Genomic DNA, 21,823 nt, shown 5'->3' on the forward strand with positions numbered 1-21,823 from the left:
TGATATACGCTTATTGATCGTCAGTTTCAGCAAACCATGGGGCGCGGGCAGTCATAATTAATGCACCTGCACGCTGCTCGTCCATACCTTCAATATCGACTATATCTTCTACACCTTGCTCAGCAAGATCTTCCATTGTGACTATGCCTTTGCTGGCCAGCACAAATGCTAAATGCTTATCCATGCCATCCATATTCAGCAAGTCTTCAGCGGGTTCAACTTCGCCCAACTGTTCTTCGCTGGCAATAGCCTGGGTTAATAAGGCATCTTTAGCTCTTGCGCGTAACTCTTCAGCAATATCTTCATCAAAGCCGTCAATGGCAGTCATTTCTTCTAACGGAACATAAGCGACTTCTTCCAAGGTGGTAAAACCTTCTTCCACCAATACTTCAGCCACATCTTCTTCAACATCTAAAGCAGTCATAAACTGCTCCATAATGGCACCCGACTCTTGCTGATGCTTTTCAGCAGCAGCTTCAACGCTCATCACATTGATAGTCCAGCCGGTTAGTTCACTGGCCAAGCGTACGTTTTGACCGCTGCGGCCTATGGCCATGGCTAGGTTTTCTTCATTAACCGCCACATCCATGGTGCCAGAATCTTCATCTACTACTATGGACTCAACCTCGGCAGGCGACATAGCATTTATCACCAGTTGCGCAGGGTTATCGTCCCATAAAATAATATCGACGCGCTCGTTGCCCAGCTCACCAGATACCGCCTGCACACGTGAACCACGCATACCTACACAAGCCCCAACTGGGTCTATGCGGCCGTCGTTGGTTTTTACAGTAATCTTGGCGCGCGACCCGGCGTCTCTAGCTGCCGAGCGTATTTCTATCACCTCTTCTGATATTTCAGGCACTTCAATTTTGAAAAGCTCGATAATCATTTCTGGGCAAGCACGGCTTAAGAATAATTGCGGGCCGCGGGCTTCTGGGCGCACTTCTTGTAAAATGGCACGCGCTCTGTCTCCCATGCGGAAAACTTCACGGCCTACCAACTCTTCTCTAGGCAACAGGCCTTCGGCGTTATTACCCAGATCAACAATAATATTATCGCGGGTAACTTTCTTAACCGTGCCGCTAACCAATTCGCCTACACGACCTTGGTATTCCTCTACTACTTGCGCACGCTCGGCTTCGCGAACTTTTTGCACGATTACCTGCTTAGCTGTTTGCGCAGCTATGCGACCAAAGCCTATATTTTCAACGACTTCTTCATGCACATCACCTACCTGCAGTGAGCTATCGACTTCGTGAGCTTCCTCAAGAGTAAATTGCGTGCCCAACAATGCCATTACGTCATCACTCATCACTTCCCAGCGGCGAGTGGTCACATAATTGCCCGTAGCTCTATCTATTACTACGTGTATATCGGCATCTTCGTCATAGCGTTTTTTAGTAGCCATGGCTAACGCCTGCTCAATCGCCTGGAAAATAATTTCCCGGTCTACGCCTTTTTCGTTAGAAACTGCTTCAGCTACTAAAAGTATTTCTTTACTCATTGCTCGCCTCGTTAAAATCCATTCACATGCGCTTACTCACTAAGCTAGTGAAACATGTTATTCGCAATTAAAATTGCGGAACAATATTTGCCTTATCGATCATCTCAAAGGGTAATAAATATTCGTGATCATCAACGACAATCACCACATCTTCGTCTTCTACACCCACTAGCTGACCAGTAAAATTTCTGCGTCCTTCGTAAGCCACACGCAACTTTATCTTTACCATGTCACCTTTATGGATTTGATACTGCTCCAGGCTAAACAACGGCCTAGCCATACCCGGCGAAGATACCTCTAGGGTATATTCACCCGCGATGGGATCTTCAACATCAAACACACTGCTCACCTGCCTGCTTACTGCAGCACAGTCATCAACATCTATACCCTTGGGGCTGTCGATGTATATCCTCACTACTGTTTGCTTGGCATGAGCTAAGTACTCAACACCCCACAACTGTAACTCTAAAGCCTCTACTACTGGCTTGATCAACTCTAGCAATAGCGCGTCTTTGCCAGCCATGCATGAAACCTCAATAAACTGTCATATAACCACTGCTGTTTTTAGCCATAAACGCTAAAACTTGCAGCAATAAAAAATGGGCTCCTAGGCCCACTTCATATGCTCAGCTCCTGCCTATTTGCAAAAGCTAAACCTCAAATAGCAAAAAACCCCAAAAAGGGGCTTATTAAATGTCACGCGCTTATCGAACGCATGAATTGGTAGCGGGGGCCGGATTTGAACCGACGACCTTCGGGTTATGAGCCCGACGAGCTACCAGGCTGCTCCACCCCGCATCTACTTTGGCTGGGCACATATAGCAAAAATCACCTATACCCTAGCACCATGCCCCTTTGGCATGCACTTTTTTAAAGAACCAGTTCAAAACCACCGAGCTTTAAATAAGTGCGCGAATTATAGAGATTTGATGGTTTTGGGTCAAGGGCAAAGTTCCCGTATTAAAGGCTAGGCCAAGACCATAAGCACAAATAAGAGGCATAAAAAAAGCGCCTACCATAGACGCTTTTTTATTTTTGGTGCCGAAGGCGGGACTTGAACCCGCACGAGCATACGCCCACCACCCCCTCAAGATGGCGTGTCTACCAATTCCACCACTTCGGCTAAAACTTAATTACCGGCCGGAATATCCTCCGCCGCCGCTGGCATATCACTAGACGTATCTGAGGCACCCATAGCAGGAATATCAGAATCTTCCGCCACTGGCATTTCTGCTTCGCTAGACTCAACCACCGCAGGCACTGGCATATCAGCGATGCCTACAGACATTGCCTTATCTTTAGCAACCACAGCCAACGCAAAGCTGGTAACAAAAAACAAGGTCGCCAGTATTGAAGTGCCTTTGGTTAGCAAGTTACCGCCACCCTGACTACCCATAATGGTTTGCGAAGCACCAGAACCAAAAGAGGCCCCCATGCTGGCGCCCTTACCCTGCTGTATCAGTATTAAACCGATAATACCTAAGGCTGCAAGCACATGAAAAATCAGTATTAGTTGTTCCATAGTAATAACTCTATTTTAAATCGATGACTGAGCCGCACGACAAATCACAGAAAAATCGTCTAGCTTTAACGAGGCTCCACCGACTAAAGCTCCGTCTATATCCTGTTGCGCGAACAATTGTGCCGCATTCGCCGCATTGACGCTACCGCCATATAACATTTGTAATTCTGCCGCCACTGCCGCGCTGTGCTGCGCCACCACCTGACGCAAATGCTGATGCACCTCTTGTGCCTGCTCGGGGCTGGCAGTCATGCCGGTACCTATAGCCCAAATAGGCTCATAGGCTAATACTGCGCCACTAAAAGCCTCTATTCCGGCTTTAGCTATCACAGCATTTAATTGCTGCGCCACAAAATCCAAGGTTTGACCCGCTTCACGCTGGGCCAAGCTTTCGCCTACACAAAGTATGGGCGTAAGCCCGGCACGCTGAGCAGCGATAAACTTATCAGCCACCAGCTCATCAGTTTCGGCAAATAATTCTCTACGCTCTGAATGCCCCACGATTACGTAGCGACAACCCAGCTCGGCTAACATAGATCCTGACACCTCACCGGTGTAGGCACCCTGCTCATGTTGGCTTAGGTTTTGCGCACCCAAACTAATTGCACTATCGGCTAGCAGCGTGGCTGCCTCAGCTAAGTAAACAGCGGGAGGACAAACCGCAGCATCAGCAAAATCACCCTGCGCCGCATTTGCCTGCAAACCCGTCAACAAGGTACGCAGTAACTCTTGCGAGCCATGCATTTTCCAATTACCTACGACCAGTTTACGACGCATAGTTTTCTCTTAGCTAAAAAAGGCGGCAATCTTACCCAAAGAACTTTCAACATACAAGAAAGCAGCCGCGCTTAATGGATAAATTCCTTGCACCACAAGCACCTAGGGCTAAGCCACCTGAGCCTCAACTACTGCGGCAATATCTTTGGCCAAACGGCCGACCAGCTCACCGTCTTCACCTTCTACCATCACCCGCACTACCGGCTCGGTACCCGAGGGCCGCAGTAAAACTCTACCGCGGCCATCTAGGGTGGCTTCCGCAGTGCTCACCGCCTGATCAATAACACTGTTATTACTGAGCTTGCTACTATCACTCACCCCCACATTAATCATGACCTGCGGAAATTTACTCATACCCGCCACTAAGTCATGCAAGGGCATACCGCTATCCACCACTGCAAACAGCACCTTTAATGCAGCAACCAAACCATCGCCAGTGGTAGTTACATCAGCACAAATAATATGGCCAGAGTTTTCACCACCTAGGCTCCAGCCTTCGGCTTGCATCAGCTCATTAACATAACGGTCACCCACTTTGGCACGCGCAAAGGGAACTTGTAATTTTTGCAGCGCTAACTCAAAACCCAAGTTAGACATTAACGTACCCACCACGCCAGCACAGGCGCCCGTGGTGCGTATTGCATCCTGCACAATCACAAACAACAATTCGTCGCCATCAATTAAGCGGCCATTGCGATCCACAAACACCAATCTATCGCCATCGCCATCAAAGGCCACGCCTAAATCGGCTTTTTCCATTAGTACCCGCTGCTGTAAAGCCTGCGGCTTGGTAGAACCTACTTGCTCATTAATATTTAAGCCATTGGGCTTGTCGGCAATAATAATTACCTCTGCACCCAACTCCTCAAACACCGCCGGAGCTACTTGGTAAGTAGCGCCATGAGCGCAATCCACCACCATTTTTAAACCCTGAAGACTAAAGCCACTGGGCACGGTACTTTTACAAAATTCTATATAACGGCCCGCCGCGTCATTGATACGGGTGACTTTACCTAATTTGGCTGAGTCTACCGTTGTCATGGGCTCGTCTAGCTGACGCTCTATTTCCAACTCCACCTCATCCGGCAGTTTGGTACCCTCGGCCGAGAAAAACTTGATGCCATTATCGTGATAGGGGTTATGGGATGCACTAATCACTATGCCCGCCTGGGCATGAAAGGTACGCGTTAAATAGGCCACCGCCGGGGTAGGCATGGGCCCCAACATACACACATCTGCGCCGGCCGCCACTAGCCCCGCCTCTAAAGCCGATTCAAACATATAACCTGATATACGGGTGTCTTTACCAATAATAATCTTACAGCGGCCTTTGCGAGCAAAGACCTTACCCACAGCCCAGCCCAACTTTAAGACAAATTCAGGCGTTATTGCGCCAGTGCCCACGAGACCACGTATGCCATCGGTACCGAAATATTTTCTTGTCATTCTTGCTCTATCCTAATTATTGTTTTTTGCTAACAGGATTGCTGCATAGCATTATATAAACGTATCGCATCCACAGTTTCGGCAACATCATGCACGCGCACTATGGCCGCGCCATGCATTACCGACATTAGCGCCAAAGCTAAACTGCCAGCCAAACGCTCATTAACTTCACGCCCCAACACCTGACCGATCAGCGATTTACGCGACAGCCCCACCAAAATAGGAAACCCCAAATCCTGCAACTGTGGCAATTGTTTGAGCAGCTGTAAATTATGCTCAGCGGTTTTACCAAAACCAAAACCCGGGTCTATGATGATGCGCCCTGGCTCCACCCCTGCGGCCATACAGCTTTCGGCTCTACCCGACAAATACTGCGCCACCTCGGTTACCACGCTCTGATAATTGGGATTATTCTGCATCATAGCCGGGCTGCCCTGCATATGCATAAGGCATACGGGCAGGCCAGTTTGTACCGCGGCGGTAACCGCCCCGGGGCGCTCCAAGGCACGCACATCATTAAGCAGGCCCGCACCACAGTCAGCCGCGGCCAGCATTAGCTCGGGGCTACTGGTATCCACAGAAATCACTGCGTCAAAGCGCTGGCTAATCGCCTCTACTACCGGCAACACCCTGTCCATCTCTTCCGCTAGAGGCACAGGCGTGGCCCCCGGCCGAGTGGATTCACCACCCACATCAATAATGCTGGCACCTTCGGCCAAGATGCGCTCTACGCGCTGTAAAACTTTTTGCTGGTTTAATTGGCCCGCGCTGCTAAGGCTACCGCCATCAGAGAAAGAATCGGGTGTCACATTTAACACCGCCATCACTTGCGGCTGCGACAAGTCCAAAACACGACCGCCGCAATCCATTAAAGAATTGCGGCGGCGCTTAGTAGAGTGTGCTGCTGTAGACATAGAGGGCGGCAATTAGTGATCGCTAGCGGGGCCACCAACCGGCTTATCTGCCTGTTCGCCTTTGCCTTCATCTTCGCCTTGTGCGTCTTCAGCAACAGGCTGGTCTGCATCACCACCCGCATCACTGTCATTATTATCCCAATCCGAAGGTGGTCCGGGCTTGCGACCCTCCATGATGGCATCGATTTGGCCTGCATCTATGGTTTCATAGTGCATTAGTGCCTCAGCCATCATATCCAACTTATCGCGGTTTTCGGCCAAGATCTGCTCGGCTTTGGCATAGCACTCATCCACTATGCGGCGCACCTCGGCATCTATTTCATTGCGGGTATTACCTGACACATGAGAAGAAGGACCACCGGCTGATTTACCCAAGAACACTTCCTCTTGCGCATCCTCATACATTAGTGGGCCCAGCTTTTCCGACAGCCCCCATTTGGTCACCATATTGCGAGCAATGCTGGTAGCACGCTCTATATCGTTAGAGGCACCCGTGGTAACACCATCTTTACCTAAGGTCATTTCTTCGGCGATACGGCCACCAAACAAAGAGCAAATCTGACCAATAATATGGCGACGACTCAAGCTATAGCGATCTTCTTCCGGCAAGAACATAGTCACACCCAAGGCGCGGCCACGGGGGATAATAGAAACCTTGTAGACGGGGTCATGCTCAGGTACCAAGCGCCCAACAATGGCGTGCCCCGCTTCGTGATAGGCCGTATTGAGTTTTTCTTTTTCCGACATCACCATGGACTTGCGCTCAGCGCCCATCATGATTTTATCTTTGGCCAGTTCAAACTGCTCCATACCCACTACTCGCACGCCAGTACGCGCAGCAAATAGCGCCGCCTCGTTAACCAAGTTAGCTAGGTCAGCACCGGAAAAGCCCGGCGTACCGCGCGCAATAACTGAAGCATCAACTTTGTCAGCTAAAGGCACTTTGCGCATATGCACTTTTAAAATTTGTTCGCGGCCGCGTATATCGGGCAAGCCCACCACCACCTGGCGGTCAAAACGACCGGGGCGCAGTAAGGCAGGGTCTAATACATCGGGGCGGTTAGTCGCAGCAATAACAATAACGCCATCGTTAACATCAAAGCCGTCCATCTCTACCAATAATTGGTTAAGGGTTTGCTCACGTTCATCGTGACCGCCGCCCATGCCAGCACCACGGTGCCTACCTACGGCATCTATCTCATCGATAAAGATAATACAGGGCGCTTGTTTTTTGGCTTGCTCAAACATATCGCGCACCCGAGAGGCACCTACACCCACAAACATCTCTACGAAGTCAGAACCTGAGATGGTAAAGAAAGGCACTTTCGCCTCGCCCGCTATGGCCTTAGCCAATAGGGTTTTACCGGTACCAGGCTGACCTACCATGAGTACGCCGCGAGGAATACGACCGCCCAGCTTTTGGAACTTACCGGGGTCGCTTAAAAAATCCACCAACTCTTTTACATCTTCTTTGGCTTCATCAACACCCGCCACATCGGCAAAGGTGGTTTTAATTTGGTCTTCACCCAGCAAACGCGCCTTGCTCTTACCAAAGGACATGGGGCCGCCTTTGCCACCGCCGCCACCCTGCATTTGGCGCATAAAGAACATAAACACGGCGATAATGACTAGGATGGGGAAGCTAGCAACCAGCAGCTGAGTCCAGATGCTTTGCTGCTCAGGCTTGCGGCCTTCAATCTCTACGCGGTGATCTACTAAATCGTTAATCAGGCCCGGATCTTCAATCAGCGGCCTAACGCTCTCAAAACGGCTATCGTCATTGCGCTGGCCGCGTATGGTCTGGCCCTCTATCACTACGCGCCGCACTCTATCGTTTTGTACTTCTTGGATAAACTGCGAGTAATCCAGCACCTCTGCAGTGGGGCGTACGTTGAAGTTGTTAAACACTGACAACAAAACCGTAGCAATCACCAACCACAGCAATAAATTTTTTACCATATCGTTCAAAAGTCTATCCTCTATAGAGCATCTAAGGCTTTATCACCCCGCACTCATTACATCAATTCTGCCACTTTACTACACATTGCCCTGTGGCTCCATTCGCTATTAGGGCTACAGTCTGCACCAACATAGCGCATATCTAGGCGATTACCGCCGCCGTTAAGACCACAGCAACTAGCCTTTAAATCCTCTAGCCAATAAATATACCTCACGGGAACGAGCGCGTGAGGCAGCTGGCTTGCGGGTAATAACGGTTTGGAAGCTGGCCTTGAGTTCGGCCATTAATGGCTCAAAGCCCTCACCCTGAAAAACCTTGGCTAAAAACATCCCCTTGGGCTTGAGCACCTGCCTGGCCATATCTATGGCCAATTCCACTAAATACATAGAGCGCGGCTGATCTATATCGCTCATACCACTCATATTGGGGGCCATATCGGAAATTACAAGGTCTACCGGGGAATCATTGATTACCGCCATAATCTCATCGAAGACTGCCTCTTCGGTAAAATCACCCTGTATAAAGTCCACTCCAGCCAGGCCATCCATAGGCAATATGTCTGAGGCTATCACCCTACCATGGTGACCCACCAGATCAGCCGCCACCTGCGACCAGCCCCCTGGGGCCGAGCCTAAGTCCACCACCGTCATACCTGGCCGTATCAGCTTATCTTTTTGCTGTATCTCCAAAAGCTTATAACAAGCTCTAGAGCGATAGCCTTCGCGCTTGGCCCGCATCACATATTCGTCGTCAAAATGCTCTTTTAGCCAACCTTTACTCGTACTTGCTTTTTTTGCCATTACCGCCAATTACCTTGCTTATAGAGCCACACCAGCGCATCTATTTCTATCGCCAACCTGTGCTTTTCTATACAATAGCGCAGCAGATTTAGGCCATTTACTAAAGCCGCCTATTATCCCACAAACCACAGCCCAACAGACAGCCTCAAAAGCCAGCCATTATGCCATTAACACCTGATCAGAAAAAACAATACCGCGCCCTAGGCCACAACTTAAAGCCCGTCGTGATGATAGCCGACAAAGGGATTACCGCAGGGGTGGAAAAAGAATTAGAGCGCGCGCTCAACGACCACGAGCTTATAAAAATTAAACTCAATGTTAATGACCCCGCCATACGCAAGCAGCTGGCACAGCAGCTGTGCGAGCAACACCGGGCCACCTTGGTGCAATCTATAGGTAAAATGGCGCTGATTTACCGCGCTGCTGCCAAACCCAACCCCAAGCTCTCTAACTTGCTGCGCCCACTTTAAGCGCAGCAACACTTACTCGCTGGACTTATTAGGGCTGGGCTCAGCCACCAACCCCAGCGCTGAATCCACACACTCCCAAGCCTGCGCCTCGGGCAAGCTTTTAAAGACCTTTAGCCGCCAAGGGGTTTGCACGAAGCGCTGCTGATAAAGGGCAATAGTCTTGGCCACAGAGTCACTGGCCGTCACTATGGCAATATGCGCATTGGGGTTGGTAGCAAAAGCCGCACTATCTATATGCACAAAGCTTTTTAAATCGTGCAGGCTTAAATTAAAACAGGTCACTGCCGTACAATCGTAAATACGCTTGCGCAAATCATCGTAGCGATAATCCCTAGCAACTTCATCGGCCATAGCCATAAGCGTGTCGGCATTAATTACCCCCGCCAGCTTTACACTAAGCACATCTTTAGACCATGACAGCGCATATACCATAGCAACTACAACCTTAGTTATCCCCAAACATCAGGCAGCCTCAACAGACCACACAAGAAAAAACATAAGTGAAACATAGCAATATGTAGGATTTTTAAAACAATTATTAACGCCAACTATTACCATTTTTGAGCCAGGCCTTTATTTTTATTATTGCTCACTTCGCCAGCAGCACTTGCAACTAGCGCGCTCATTAGCTTTTGTAATTGCCAGAACATTTTTTATAGGCAAAAAAAAGAGGCTGACGCCTCTTTTTCAACTCGCAACAAACTGTTACAGGTGCTCGACCTTTTCGATTTCATACTCAACATCGCCACCGGGCGTGCGAATAATCACATCATCGCCTTCGGACTTGCCAATCAATCCCCTGGCTATAGGCGAGGTAATGGAGATCTTGCCCAACTTAACGTCGGCCTCATCCTCACCCACGATTTGGTACTTTACCGGCTCGTCAGTTTCTATATTAATAATAGTAACGGTCACCCCAAATATAACTTTGCCCGAGTAGGGAATCGTGGTGACGTCTATCACTCGCGACTCACCCAGCTTGCCCTCTATTTCCTGTATACGCCCTTCACAAAAACCCTGTTGCTCACGCGCGGCGTGATACTCAGCATTTTCTTTTAGGTCGCCATGTTCGCGGGCCTCAGCGATAGCCTGGATAATACGCGGTCTATCTTCGGTTTTTAGGCGATTTAATTCTTCTCTCAGGGCCTTTTCACCAGCCACTGTCATCGGTGTTAAACTCATATTTTTAAACCAAACCTTTTATATCAAACCCTGATGTACGTCTTGTAAGCGGCGAACTTTTATTTCATCGCCCGCTTTAAACGATTCACAGATAGCCTCGCCACCTGCCAAGGTTGTGGTGTAATACACTTTATATTGCAATGCCGTACGACGGATTGAAGCAGAGTCGGCAATAGCCTGTCTACCCTCGGTAGTATTAACAATGAGGTCTATATCACCGTTTTTCAACATATCAACCGCATGAGGCCTGCCTTCGTTAACCTTGTTAACGACTTCGGTGGTGATGCCCGCTTCTTTAATCACTTTTGCCGTACCTCTGGTTGCCACCAGCGTAAAGCCAGCATCCACCAGGGATTTTGCCACCCCTACTATGCCCGCCTTATCAGCTTCGCGCACACTTAGGAAAGCCTTGCCGGAGGTAGGAATTACGCTACCGCCGCCCAATACCGCTTTGCGGAAGGCTTCGGGGAAGCTCTCACCTAGGCCCATCACCTCACCGGTGGATTTCATTTCTGGGCCTAAGATGGGGTCCACACCTTGGAACTTATTAAAGGGGAACACCGCTTCTTTAACACTAAAGAACTTGGGAATAATCTCTTCCGTAAAGCCCTGCTCTGCCAAGCTGGTGCCCGCCATACAACGCGCAGCTATCTTAGCCAAAGAAGTGCCTATGCATTTAGAAACAAAGGGGACGGTACGCGAGGCACGGGGGTTAACCTCAATCACGTAAATCTCGCCGTCCTGCTCAGCCAGCTGCACATTCATCAAGCCGCATACACCCAACTCTATAGCCATGGCTTTTACCATGTCGCGCATTTTGTCTTGGCTTGCTTTGCTTAGCGAGTAAGGCGGCAACGAGCACGCAGAGTCACCCGAGTGCACACCGGCCTGCTCTATATGCTGCATAATCGCGCCTATAACCACCTCTTTGCCATCGCTAACGGCATCCACATCCATCTCTACAGCGGCATTAAGGAAGTGATCCAACAATACTGGTGACTCGTTAGATACCTGCACGGCGTCAGTCATATAACGCAGCAATTCGTCTTCGTTATAAACGATTTCCATAGCGCGGCCACCCAATACATAAGAGGGGCGCACCACTAATGGGTAACCGATATTAGCCGCAGCCTCTACCGCTGCCTCAGTAGAGCGCACAGTAGTATTAGGCGGCTGTTTTAGGCCCAGCTTTTGTATCATGTGCTGGAAGCGCTCGCGGTCTTCGGCGCGGTCTATAGCATCAGGCGTGGTACCGATAATGGGTACACCCGCTGCCTCTAGGTCACGGGCTAGCTTCAAGGGGGTCTGGCCACCAAACTGTACAATCACACCTTTGGGCTTTTCTTTTTCGACGATTTCTAATACGTCTTCCAAGGTTACCGGCTCAAAGTACAGGCGATCAGAGGTGTCGTAATCCGTAGAAACGGTTTCGGGGTTACAGTTCACCATAATGGTTTCGTAACCGTCTTCGCGCATGGCCAAAGCCGCATGCACACAGCAGTAATCAAACTCTATACCCTGGCCTATACGGTTAGGGCCGCCACCTAATACTAGGATTTTATCTCTATCGCTAACATCGGCCTCGCACTCTTCCTCGTAGGTGGAGTACATATAGGCCGTGCTGGTAGAAAACTCCGCGGCACAGGTATCAACACGCTTATACACGGGGTTAACTTTTAAGGCTTTACGATGCGCCCTAACCGCTGACTCCTCTTCGTTTAGCAATACTGATAAGCGCTTATCCGAAAAGCCTTTACGCTTTAAGCGGAACATTTGCTCGGCGGTAATATCGTCTAGGTTAACTGACTTAAGGGCGTTTTCAGATTTCACTAAATCTTCAATTTGCACCAGGAACCAGCGGTCTATAGCGCAGTAGTCAAAGACCTCATCCACACTCATACCAAAGCGGAAGGCATCGGCCACATACCAAATACGCTCCGCACCCGGGGTACGCAATTCACGAATGATTTTAGTTTTGGCATCGGGTCTATCAACATCAATTTGATGCTCAAAACCTGACGAACCCACCTCTAAACCGCGCAGTGCTTTTTGCACCGACTCTTGGAAGGTGCGACCTATAGCCATCACCTCACCTACAGACTTCATCTGCGTGTGCAAACGGTCATCGGCGGCGGGGAATTTTTCAAAGGTGAAGCGTGGAATCTTAGTCACGACGTAATCGATAGCGGGCTCAAAAGATGCCGGGGTTGCGCCACCGGTAATATCGTTTTGCAGTTCATCCAGGGTATAACCCACCGCCAATTTCGCCGCCACTTTGGCTATGGGGAAACCAGTAGCCTTAGAGGCCAAGGCCGATGAGCGCGATACCCGCGGGTTCATTTCTATAATCACTAGGCGACCGGTGTTGGGGCACTGGCCAAACTGCACGTTAGAGCCGCCGGTTTCTACACCTATCTCACGCAATACCGCCAAGGAGGCGTTACGCATGATTTGGTATTCTTTATCAGTCAAGGTTTGCGCGGGCGCCACAGTAATCGAGTCGCCGGTATGCACCCCCATGGGATCAAAGTTTTCTATGGCGCAGACGATAATGCAGTTATCGTTTTTGTCGCGCACCACTTCCATTTCGTATTCTTTCCAGCCAATTAGCGACTGATCGATTAGCAGCTCATTGGTGGGGGATAAATCCAGGCCGCGCTCACAAATTTCGATAAACTCTTCTTTGTTGTACGCAATACCGCCGCCGGTGCCACCCATGGTAAACGAGGGGCGAATGATTGAGGGGAAGCCCAGCTCATCAAGTACCGCTAAGGCCTCTTCCATATTGTGAGCTATGCCCGAGCGCGGCGTTTCTAGGCCTATACGCTTCATAGCCTGGTCAAACAGATCGCGGTCTTCAGCCATATCTATGGCTTCTTTAGTGGCACCAATCAGCTCAACATTGTATTTTTCCAGCACACCTTCTCTAGCCAAATCCAACGCACAGTTCAACGCAGTCTGGCCACCCATAGTGGGTAGGATAACGTCGGGGCGCTCCTTCTCTATGATCTTTTCTACCGTGCGCCACTCTACGGGCTCTATATAGGTAGCGTCCGCCATAACGGGGTCGGTCATAATGGTGGCGGGGTTAGAGTTCACCAAAATTACCCGATAACCCTCTTCGCGTAGCGCCTTACAGGCTTGCGCACCCGAGTAGTCAAACTCACAGGCTTGGCCGATAACTATCGGGCCAGCACCCAGTATTAATATGCTTTCTATGTCGGTTCTTTTTGGCATCTATCTATTAACCTAGCGTTTTAATGTGTTCAATTCGTCGTTGTGCTGTGCAATATACAAATATGCCACTCTGTAGGGAGTGGCATACCTTTAAGCCTTGTGCGCTTCCATCAACTCAATAAAGTGATCGAATAAGTTGGCCGCCTCATGGGGGCCGGGGCTAGCTTCAGGATGGCCCTGAAAACTAAAGGCTGGCTTATCGGTGCGATGTATACCCTGCAAGGAGCCATCAAATAGCGACTTGTGCGTCACCCTGATATTAGCTGGCAAGGTCGCCTCATCAGCGGCAAAGCCGTGGTTTTGGCTGGTAATCAATACTGTGCCATCATCCAGGTTTTGCACTGGGTGGTTAGCACCGTGGTGGCCAAACTTCATCTTTAAGGTTTTGGCACCGCTGGCTAACGCCAACAATTGGTGGCCTAGGCAGATGCCGAAGATGGGGATATCGGTTTCCAAAAAGGCCTTTATCGCCTCTATAGCATAGGTACAGGGCTCTGGGTCGCCGGGGCCGTTGGACAGGAATATACCGTCAGGATTCATAGCCAAGACCTCAGCCGCTGGGGTTTCGGCGGGCACTACCGTTAACTTGCAGCCGCGATCGGCCAGCATGCGCAGGATATTGCGTTTCACCCCAAAGTCATAAGCGACTACGTGAAACTTGCACTCAGCGTCGCTGTACTCTTTATAGCTCTCGCCAGTCAGCTGGTCAGAAGGTAAAGTCCAGCTGCCTTGCTGCCAGTTATAAGCCTCTTTGGTGCTGACCACTTTCGCCAAGTCCATGCCTTTCAAGCCAGCAAAACCTTTAGCTAAGTCTAGCGCCTTGGCTTCGTCTATATCGTCGCCGGCCATAATGCAGCCATTTTGCGCACCTTTGTCACGCAAAATGCGGGTAAGGCGGCGGGTATCTATATCGGCTATGCCTATAATATTTTTGGCTTTTAGATAATCTTGCAGGCTTTGCTGGTTGCGAAAGTTACTGGCCAGCAAGGGCAGGTCACGTATCACCAGGCCCGCAGACCAGATTTGGCTAGCCTCTTCGTCTTCTACTGTGGTGCCGGTATTACCTATGTGAGGGTAAGTCAGGGTGATGATTTGCTTGGCATAGGAAGGGTCAGTCAAAATTTCCTGATAGCCGGTCATCGCCGTGTTAAACACAACTTCACCGACTGAGTGCCCCTGGGCACCGATGGCTAAACCCCGAAAAATGCTTCCGTCTTCTAGGGCGAGTATGGCTGGTACCGTCAAGCAAACCTCCAATATATAGGACAAAAAATGGGTTGTCCGCGAGTGCGGGAGATAGCAGTGGTGTTAGGCGTCTTGCTGCATAAAGGCATAAAACCCATGCTGCAGACTGTAAAAAAGCGAGATGAAGAATACCTCATCTCGCTTTTTATGAATGCTTTACCCGTGCGCTTATCTTAATACCCATAAACAGGCTCATACTGATAAATTAAGGGAGTTTTGACGCCGTTGACCACTGGTCTAACTTGGCGGGCGATTCTACGCAAAAGTTGGGCTATTGTCCAGTGAGCTGGGGCTTAATTTCAGCCTTATTGCAGCTCCGCCAAAGCCTTTTTACGGGGCCGCTTAAAACTGTATTTACGCCTATAGGGGAATACGCTCTTTATCTGACCATTGCGTATCTGCTTTTGCAGGCGCTGCCAGAACTCCACCTTGTAAATATCGCTGTGCAGGCGGTCAAACACCGCCCTGGCGCGCTGATTGCCCGAAAAAAACAAGCGAAACTCTTCAGGAAAGATATCGTTAGGCCCCACGTTATACCAAGGGTGGCTGGCCATTTCCTGCTCCTCGGTTTGCGGCTGGGGAATTTTGCGAAAATTACACTCCAGCAAGGGGCAGATTTCATCGTAGTCGTAAAACACCACCCGGCCATGGCGGGTCACCCCAAAGTTTTTCAACAACATATCACCGGGGAAGATATTAACCGCCGCCAGCTGCTTAATGGCATTGCCGTACTCATCCATCACGCTTTCTATTTGCTGATCGCTGGCATCTTTGAGATAGAGGTTTAGCGGCACCATTTTGCGTTCTACATAAACATGCTTGAGTATTAGCACATTGCCCAGCTCCTCAATTTGGCTGGGCACCTCGCGCATTAGCTCGGCCATTAACTCATCGGAAAAGCGGCGCCTATCAAATACCAGGTTCTTAAACTCCTGGGTGTCGGCCATGCGCCCGGCCCTATCCCAGCGCTTAACCAGAAAATACTTTTCCTCCACCTGGGCGCGAGTCATATCTTTAGGCGGGGTGAATCTATCCTTGATCACTTTATACACATAATCAAAGCCGGGGCGGGTAAACACCAGCATCACCATGCCCTTAATCCCCGGCGCGGTGACATACTCATCATCGGAGTGCATGGTCTCCCATACGGCGCGGCGGAAAAACACAGTTTTAGCATGGCGGGCGAACCCCAGCGCACTATACAATTCAAATACTTCTTTTTGCGGCATTAGTTTTTTTAAAAAAGCCACAAACTGCGAGGGCACCGAGGCATCCACCATAAAATAGCTACGGGTAAAACTAAATAAAATACTGACATCATCGGTTTCATGCAGCACAGTATCCACATAGATGCCACCGCGCTCATTATTCATAAAGGGCAGCACAAAAGGCATACTGTCTTCACCATCTATAATGCGCCCCACCAAATAGGCCGCTTTATTGCGATAAAATAATGACTCCAGTATTTCTGCCTTAAAGGTCTCACCCTGCTGCAAGCGCTCACCCAATAACGGCTGCAACACCTCTTCCACGCGCTCTACATCACGCTCAAAATCTTCAAAGGGCACATTAAAATCAGTGCTCGCCAACACCGTGCGCACAAACTTGTTTAAATCGCTAATTTTGTAACTGTCTAAAATCTTACTGGGCGGGATGTCTATATCTAAATCGTCATCATCAAAAACAAAGGAAAACTTGTCGCGGATTTTTCTGTGTTTAAAAATAAAACAGTAAACTGAATTAAAAAACGTTTGCGCTATTTCATAGTTGCTATGGGTTTCAACGATGTCGGCATAATCAAGCTTGGCATGTTCCCAAACCTGAGGGTCGCCCAGCAAATCACCCGCCACCGTCTCGGCCACCGCCGCCACCTCGGCTACCTTCTTTTTATACATAGACAGGCGATTACTCATTTCCGCCTGCACTAGATTCCAGTCTGCCTTTTCAAAGCGCGCCTGCGCACCCAAGGTGACGTTTTGAAAATCACCAAAAAAAGAATCAAAACCATTTAAAATGGCCTTGGCTAAACGCAGCGAGCGGGTCATACCCATGTTTTTAGTCTCTAGTTATTAGTCTACAGTCTCTAGCTTTTTCTAACGACTAGGAACTAGCCACTAGCGACTCTTTAGCAACAATAACGCCAGTGCCGTCGGCGTAGAGGTAATCGCCGGGGTTGATTGTTACCCCAGCAAACTGCAGGGGGATATTGATTTGGCCTTCACCGCGCTTTTCGGTTTTTCTAGGGATGGTGCCTAAAGCCATCACCCCCATATCCATTTCGGCTATGTCCTCTACGTCGCGTATATAGCCGTAAATCACTATACCCGCCCAAGCATTGCTAACGGCCTTGGCCACCAGCATATCGCCTAGCAATGAGCGCCTAGGAGAGCCACCACCATCGACCACCAACACCCTACCCTTGCCTTCGGTGGCAACTAGCTCGGCCACTTTGGAGTTATCTTCAAAGCATTTAACGGTAACCACTTCACCACCAAAGCGGCGTATGGGGCCGTAATGGGTAAATATTGGTTCTACTACTTGTACGGCATCGCCGTATTCGTCACATAAATCGGGGGTGGATATATGCATATTAGCTTCGCCTTCTTAGAAAATTTGCTCTGTCCAGTAAGATTAAAGCCTAACAAAAATCCAGCTGCCACCCTATAAAGCAATTAGTATAACCAGTATAAACCTACATTATTGAAACAAGAGCAGAATAAAAATACGCCCTTAACCGTAGACTTCAACTTGCCCATCAATCTTGTAACTTCGTATTCAAACTCAACTCTAAATACCTGCCTGGTTTCTGACCACTTTCACCTTACTAGGGACATCACCCCCGCCAGGCAGCGCGCCAAATCAGGATAGTGCGTTTTTTTGAGCAACATTTACTTAAACCACACCCTCTCATTACAGTGTCATACCGGCAAAAGCCCACTACTGTCCGGAATAATCTCCTAATCGTCATACCCGCGAAAGCGGGTATCCAGTTACGATAAAAGGCCTACACACATCAACATTCAAATTTACCATTAACGACTCTAAATACAGGCTGTTATTAAACTCAAAGTAATTTTCCTGGATTGATCTATTCCGTTGTTCTGGACCCCCGCTTTCGCGAGGGTGACGCATTAAAAATTGAGTATCCATTCTGATTTAATGCGTTTCGTGCTTTATAGTGTAGGCCGAAACGCATTTTCCTATAATTTATCCCGGACAGCTGTGGGCAAAAGCCGGTATCCACAGCTAGCAGCTGCATTTCAACTAACAGGCCGGAAGTACCAGCCCAATGAACATGGCGAGCGTTTTGGGCGTAACTCACACTTTTAGCTTAAATAAATACCCTAGCTGCCAGAGTTACCCCCCTCCGTTTTTATTCCACTAGCCGCGCAACAGCTTTCTCATCAAAACCCTGTAAGCGCTTCGCACCGTAATAAAACAGCGGGTAACCTGAAGACTGCAACCAGGTATACTTTCTTTTGTAATCATTATTAGCTTCTACATCACGTTCTTCATATGAAATATTATTTTCTGCAAAATACTTTTTGGCTTTTTGGCAGTAAGGGCGCCATTGAGTGCCGTACATAACCAATTTAGGGGAGCCATTATAAAAATGACTGGCCAGTACCTCTTTGGCATCCCAGGGTAAAACATCAACGCCTTCACTATCGCCAATAGCTGATAAATATTCCACACGGTTGAAGCCCTCTACCCGCCCCGTTTTGGTGATCAATAGCGGCGCAACCGCACTGCGCTTCACTTTTTTAAGCCGCTCCCAACTCCCCGGGTTACTGTCGCCCACTAAAATCTCTTCAACTTTTACCGAGGTTTCTCTTAAAACCGCTCGGGCATCAATGCAAGGCTGATGGCACACTTCACTGGTAAACAACATAACATCAGCATCGGTCATAGAGGCCAATGGCTCAGCCTTATTGAAATACCCGTAGCCTTTATACACCGCTGCCACGGCCAATATCATAATAACTAAATTCTTCATCGTTTATGAAAAGACCTTTTCTGGATTAGTGTATTTGTAAACTTCAAAGTACTTAATGGTTGACTAAAAGTCACTCTGACCCCGTTTATTCCTTTTTCCGTTAAAGTCACTCTGACCCCGTTTATTTCAACCATATTTGCCACTCATTTTCTATACTCCTTCAATATGCTATATCCAAAACCGGTTGCAATTAAAACATAAAAAACTTGAAGAAATGCAGCACCTCCAACTCCAGATGGATCCAGAACCGAAACCGAATGATCCTTTAGACTATAATAAACATCAACTTTCTTGTTAACGGTGTATTTATTTAAAATATCATTAACATCATTTGACATTAAATCATTTCTGACATAAGAGGACCTATATGCCTTCCCTAAAACTTTATATTCATAAACAATATTATACGTATCGGAACATCCATACCCACCACACTTTTGTATATTTTCAGAAGAGACTATAACGCCGCCAGCGACCCCGTCAAAATCATAAAAAACAAGCCTATAAATAACAGTTAAACTTTTGGTGTAAAATTCTGTCATTGACAAAAAAACAGAAAAAATAATAATTACAAAAAAATTGAATGATTTACTCCCTAACATACTCATGCCTAAAAAAATCTCCCTACAGCGTAGCTAGCAACACAACCAAAAACACCACTTTTCCTTGCAGCAGAGCGAGCATATTTTTCGGCTAATTTATTATATCCTCCTCGACTACTAGGGTATTTATTTGCTTTATTTTTATAATTATTGCTTTTATTATTCGCATTAGATGACGCAGCATTTCCCACTTTATTATTTGCCACCGTGCCTAGTATAGTGCCGACAGGGCAGCTTGACGGATTAGCAACTTGAGTTATAGCTGCCCCTATCGCTATGCCTAATGGGCCTGGAATCAAACCGCCTATTGCACCAGTAAGCATTCCCCCTAAAACACTTTGCCCTTGCAGACCGGCACAAATCCCTCCAAGTACTGCGCCAATGGCTGCCGACCCTACAGTAACTATCTCCCCAGTAGGATCCACATTAACCAACGGCCCACCAGCCGCATAAAGATAATAATTCAGCCCCCCATTCATCCCAATCGGATCACTCTGCAAATACCTCCCCACCTCCGCATCATAATCCCGAAAATAGTTATAACTCAGCCCCGACTCCCCATCAAAATACTGCCCCGGAAACCGCAAATTATTCTCAACAACCTCAACCGCAACAAACGCCTCACCAAACGCCCCATACTGCGCCTGCCAAACCACCTGGCCATTAGCCTTTACCATCTTCTGCGGCGTGCCTAAATGATCATTGTGATAATAAAAGTACTCACCACTGGCACGGCGTTGATACAGGGGATTGGTCATCCACGTGGACTGCGGTTTAAATTGATACTCAACAATTAAGTTACCCGCACTATCGTATTCCCCCGCCAAGCCCTGCACGGTATACAAATAATAGGTGGTGCCCGCCGCGGTGGTTTTGCTTATACGCTGGCCATAGGGGTTATAGCTATACGTGGCTAAAGTGCTATTGCCATTATCAACCTGCTGCAAACGTTGGCTGACATCGTAGTGGTAATTAATAACGGGGTGTAAGCTGCCGCCGGTTTTTTGGATGGTGTGGCCGTTGGCGTCGTATTGGTAGCTAAGGCCGCCGTAGCTTTGCAGTTGGTTATTGGCATTATATGCAGCAAGGGTGCTGCCGCCATTAAGCGCTTTGGTACGGTTGCCCACGCCATCGTAGTCATAGTGCACAGACTCCACCGGGGTATCGCTATGGCTTAAGCGGTAGAGATTATCGTAGCCAAAATTGTAATCGCCTTGCTCGGTGCTAATGGCGGTGATATTGGATTCGGCATCGTAGCTGTAGGCCGCAGTGGCCAGTGAATTGCTGGCTGGGTCTTGCAGCTGCCTATGGCTTTGGCGCAGTAAACCGTCTTGCGTCCACAGGGTTTTGCTACCACCGGGATAATGCATGCTGCCGGGTGATAACCAGTTAAAATCGCCCCAACTGATGATGCCCTGGCCGGGTATAGACACACTGCTAATTTGCTTATTGGCGTTGTAGCCATAGCTTACGGTGATGTTTTCGGGGTTGGTATAGGTTTTGATTAAGCCATTGGCGGTGTAGGTGTAGCTATAGGTTTTACTAAAGCTGCCAAAATGGGTGGTTACCGAGGCCAGTTTACCCCTAGCAGTAAAGGTGCGGGTTTCGGAGCTGGTGCTATCGGTGTAGCCCACCATTTGGTTGTTATTGTTGTAGTGGTACGCCACCTGTTTAACCGGCGCTGGGCTTGCCGCGTCGGCAGCGGTGACGTTGTTAAAGTAATCGACTGCCACTAAACGGTTGGCATCGTCATAACGGTAATCAGCCACCTCACCTTTGGCATTAAGGTAACGGCTTAAGTTACCGGCCGCATCGTATTGATAGCGGTGTTTGCGATTAGTGCCCACGTCCAGTGCTTTGGTTTCTGAGAGTTGTAGGTTGCGTAAATCGTAGCTGTAGTGGGTAGTATCATTAGCGCAGCCAAGCTGGCTGTTATTGCAGCCCTCCCTAGACGCAGAGATAGTTACAATCGCGCTTATTCTAATCGGCTTAAGCCGTTTTGGGTCAACACTATTAGAGCAGCATGTATGTTGATTATTTTGACTCGCGAACACTAACTATCCTTATCAATTACGCGAGCTTCCTGGTAGTGGTATAGCAAGGCAGGGGGAAAGCCCCCCATCAAATACAGTCGTATCAGAACCTTACAAACCTGCTAACAAAG

At 48.7% G+C, this 21,823-nt stretch carries 18 protein-coding genes and 2 tRNA genes; 1 reads left to right on the forward strand and 19 read right to left on the reverse strand.

From position 1 onward, the window contains the following. Positions 1-10: 10 nt before the first annotated feature. The 10 genes from nusA to rlmE all read right to left on the reverse strand — a co-directional run bounded on the left by nusA (position 11) and on the right by rlmE (position 8,926). Positions 11-1,507 carry a transcription termination factor NusA gene (gene nusA / locus NO559_RS00530; protein WP_258329814.1) on the reverse strand — a complete coding sequence of 499 codons (1,497 nt, stop codon included), beginning with the start codon at positions 1,505-1,507 and terminating at the stop codon, positions 11-13. A gap of 67 nt (positions 1,508-1,574) precedes the next feature. After that, positions 1,575-2,030 carry a ribosome maturation factor RimP gene (gene rimP, locus NO559_RS00535; protein WP_258329815.1) on the reverse strand — a complete coding sequence of 152 codons (456 nt, stop codon included), beginning with the start codon at positions 2,028-2,030 and terminating at the stop codon, positions 1,575-1,577. 198 nt (positions 2,031-2,228) lie between these two features. After that, positions 2,229-2,305: transfer RNA gene (locus tag NO559_RS00540), tRNA-Met, on the reverse strand. Between the two features lie 238 nt (positions 2,306-2,543). Beyond that, positions 2,544-2,630 (reverse strand) — tRNA-Leu (locus NO559_RS00545). Between the two features lie 6 nt (positions 2,631-2,636). Continuing rightward, positions 2,637-3,029 carry a preprotein translocase subunit SecG gene (gene secG, locus NO559_RS00550; protein ID WP_258329816.1) on the reverse strand — a complete coding sequence of 131 codons (393 nt, stop codon included), beginning with the start codon at positions 3,027-3,029 and terminating at the stop codon, positions 2,637-2,639. 15 nt (positions 3,030-3,044) lie between these two features. Then, positions 3,045-3,806, reverse strand: coding sequence for a triose-phosphate isomerase (gene tpiA, locus NO559_RS00555; protein WP_258329817.1), 762 nt, complete (start codon positions 3,804-3,806; stop codon positions 3,045-3,047). Positions 3,807-3,914: 108 nt separating this feature from the next. Continuing rightward, complete coding sequence (gene glmM / locus NO559_RS00560; RefSeq protein ID WP_258329818.1) at positions 3,915-5,252, reverse strand: phosphoglucosamine mutase; 1,338 nt, start codon at positions 5,250-5,252, stop codon at positions 3,915-3,917. Positions 5,253-5,281: 29 nt separating this feature from the next. Further along, a complete protein-coding gene (gene folP / locus NO559_RS00565; RefSeq protein WP_258330183.1) occupies positions 5,282-6,121 on the reverse strand; it encodes a dihydropteroate synthase in 840 nt (279 codons plus the stop codon). 57 nt (positions 6,122-6,178) lie between these two features. After that, positions 6,179-8,125: an ATP-dependent zinc metalloprotease FtsH gene (ftsH, locus tag NO559_RS00570; RefSeq protein ID WP_258330184.1), complete on the reverse strand. Its 1,947-nt coding sequence runs from the start codon at positions 8,123-8,125 to the stop codon at positions 6,179-6,181. Positions 8,126-8,302: 177 nt separating this feature from the next. Then, complete coding sequence (rlmE, locus tag NO559_RS00575; RefSeq protein WP_258329819.1) at positions 8,303-8,926, reverse strand: 23S rRNA (uridine(2552)-2'-O)-methyltransferase RlmE; 624 nt, start codon at positions 8,924-8,926, stop codon at positions 8,303-8,305. 161 nt (positions 8,927-9,087) lie between these two features. Here rlmE and NO559_RS00580 point away from each other — a divergent pair, with 161 nt between their 5' ends. Continuing rightward, positions 9,088-9,396 carry a YhbY family RNA-binding protein gene (locus tag NO559_RS00580; RefSeq protein WP_258329820.1) on the forward strand — a complete coding sequence of 103 codons (309 nt, stop codon included), beginning with the start codon at positions 9,088-9,090 and terminating at the stop codon, positions 9,394-9,396. A 12-nt stretch (positions 9,397-9,408) separates the two neighbouring features. On the opposite strand, the gene NO559_RS00585 is transcribed toward NO559_RS00580, so the two are convergent. From NO559_RS00585 to NO559_RS00625, 9 genes are all read right to left on the reverse strand, one after another. After that, complete coding sequence (locus NO559_RS00585; protein ID WP_258329821.1) at positions 9,409-9,828, reverse strand: hypothetical protein; 420 nt, start codon at positions 9,826-9,828, stop codon at positions 9,409-9,411. 273 nt (positions 9,829-10,101) lie between these two features. Continuing rightward, positions 10,102-10,578, reverse strand: coding sequence for a transcription elongation factor GreA (greA, locus tag NO559_RS00590; RefSeq protein WP_258329822.1), 477 nt, complete (start codon positions 10,576-10,578; stop codon positions 10,102-10,104). 18 nt (positions 10,579-10,596) lie between these two features. Further along, a complete protein-coding gene (gene carB / locus NO559_RS00595; RefSeq protein WP_258329823.1) occupies positions 10,597-13,815 on the reverse strand; it encodes a carbamoyl-phosphate synthase large subunit in 3,219 nt (1,072 codons plus the stop codon). Positions 13,816-13,905: 90 nt separating this feature from the next. Next, positions 13,906-15,060 (reverse strand): glutamine-hydrolyzing carbamoyl-phosphate synthase small subunit, encoded by a 1,155-nt coding sequence (gene carA, locus NO559_RS00600; RefSeq protein ID WP_258329824.1) that lies wholly within the window; start codon positions 15,058-15,060, stop codon positions 13,906-13,908. A gap of 305 nt (positions 15,061-15,365) precedes the next feature. Continuing rightward, complete coding sequence (gene aceK, locus NO559_RS00605) at positions 15,366-17,111, reverse strand: bifunctional isocitrate dehydrogenase kinase/phosphatase (RefSeq protein WP_309149044.1); 1,746 nt, start codon at positions 17,109-17,111, stop codon at positions 15,366-15,368. A 49-nt stretch (positions 17,112-17,160) separates the two neighbouring features. Then, positions 17,161-17,649 (reverse strand): ribonuclease E activity regulator RraA, encoded by a 489-nt coding sequence (rraA, locus tag NO559_RS00610; RefSeq protein WP_258329825.1) that lies wholly within the window; start codon positions 17,647-17,649, stop codon positions 17,161-17,163. Between the two features lie 784 nt (positions 17,650-18,433). Continuing rightward, positions 18,434-19,057 carry a glutaredoxin family protein gene (locus NO559_RS00615; protein WP_258329826.1) on the reverse strand — a complete coding sequence of 208 codons (624 nt, stop codon included), beginning with the start codon at positions 19,055-19,057 and terminating at the stop codon, positions 18,434-18,436. Between the two features lie 143 nt (positions 19,058-19,200). Further along, positions 19,201-19,659 carry a hypothetical protein gene (locus NO559_RS00620; protein ID WP_258329827.1) on the reverse strand — a complete coding sequence of 153 codons (459 nt, stop codon included), beginning with the start codon at positions 19,657-19,659 and terminating at the stop codon, positions 19,201-19,203. Between the two features lie 8 nt (positions 19,660-19,667). Then, positions 19,668-21,713: an RHS repeat domain-containing protein gene (locus tag NO559_RS00625; protein WP_258329828.1), complete on the reverse strand. Its 2,046-nt coding sequence runs from the start codon at positions 21,711-21,713 to the stop codon at positions 19,668-19,670. Positions 21,714-21,823: the final 110 nt, after the last annotated feature.

The organism is Dasania sp. GY-MA-18 (assembly GCF_024734385.1).
GTDB lineage: Bacteria > Pseudomonadota > Gammaproteobacteria > Pseudomonadales > Dasaniaceae > Dasania > Dasania phycosphaerae.

Excerpts from the sequence above, each read along its gene's own strand:
- nusA (WP_258329814.1), bottom strand. The coding sequence starts at position 1,507 with ATGAGTAAAGAAATACTTTTAGTAGCTGAAGCAGTTTCTAACGAAAAA.
- NO559_RS00615 (WP_258329826.1), bottom strand. The coding sequence starts at position 19,057 with ATGAAGAATTTAGTTATTATGATATTGGCCGTGGCAGCGGTGTATAAA.
- folP (WP_258330183.1), bottom strand. The coding sequence starts at position 6,121 with ATGGATTGCGGCGGTCGTGTTTTGGACTTGTCGCAGCCGCAAGTGATG.
- ftsH (WP_258330184.1), bottom strand. The coding sequence starts at position 8,125 with ATGGTAAAAAATTTATTGCTGTGGTTGGTGATTGCTACGGTTTTGTTG.
- aceK (WP_309149044.1), bottom strand. The coding sequence starts at position 17,111 with ATGGGTATGACCCGCTCGCTGCGTTTAGCCAAGGCCATTTTAAATGGT.
- NO559_RS00585 (WP_258329821.1), bottom strand. The coding sequence starts at position 9,828 with ATGGTATATGCGCTGTCATGGTCTAAAGATGTGCTTAGTGTAAAGCTG.
- secG (WP_258329816.1), bottom strand. The coding sequence starts at position 3,029 with ATGGAACAACTAATACTGATTTTTCATGTGCTTGCAGCCTTAGGTATT.
- glmM (WP_258329818.1), bottom strand. The coding sequence starts at position 5,252 with ATGACAAGAAAATATTTCGGTACCGATGGCATACGTGGTCTCGTGGGC.
- rimP (WP_258329815.1), bottom strand. The coding sequence starts at position 2,030 with ATGGCTGGCAAAGACGCGCTATTGCTAGAGTTGATCAAGCCAGTAGTA.
- rlmE (WP_258329819.1), bottom strand. The coding sequence starts at position 8,926 with ATGGCAAAAAAAGCAAGTACGAGTAAAGGTTGGCTAAAAGAGCATTTT.
- greA (WP_258329822.1), bottom strand. The coding sequence starts at position 10,578 with ATGAGTTTAACACCGATGACAGTGGCTGGTGAAAAGGCCCTGAGAGAA.
- carB (WP_258329823.1), bottom strand. The coding sequence starts at position 13,815 with ATGCCAAAAAGAACCGACATAGAAAGCATATTAATACTGGGTGCTGGC.
- tpiA (WP_258329817.1), bottom strand. The coding sequence starts at position 3,806 with ATGCGTCGTAAACTGGTCGTAGGTAATTGGAAAATGCATGGCTCGCAA.
- NO559_RS00620 (WP_258329827.1), bottom strand. The coding sequence starts at position 19,659 with ATGTTAGGGAGTAAATCATTCAATTTTTTTGTAATTATTATTTTTTCT.
- NO559_RS00580 (WP_258329820.1), top strand. The coding sequence starts at position 9,088 with ATGCCATTAACACCTGATCAGAAAAAACAATACCGCGCCCTAGGCCAC.
- rraA (WP_258329825.1), bottom strand. The coding sequence starts at position 17,649 with ATGCATATATCCACCCCCGATTTATGTGACGAATACGGCGATGCCGTA.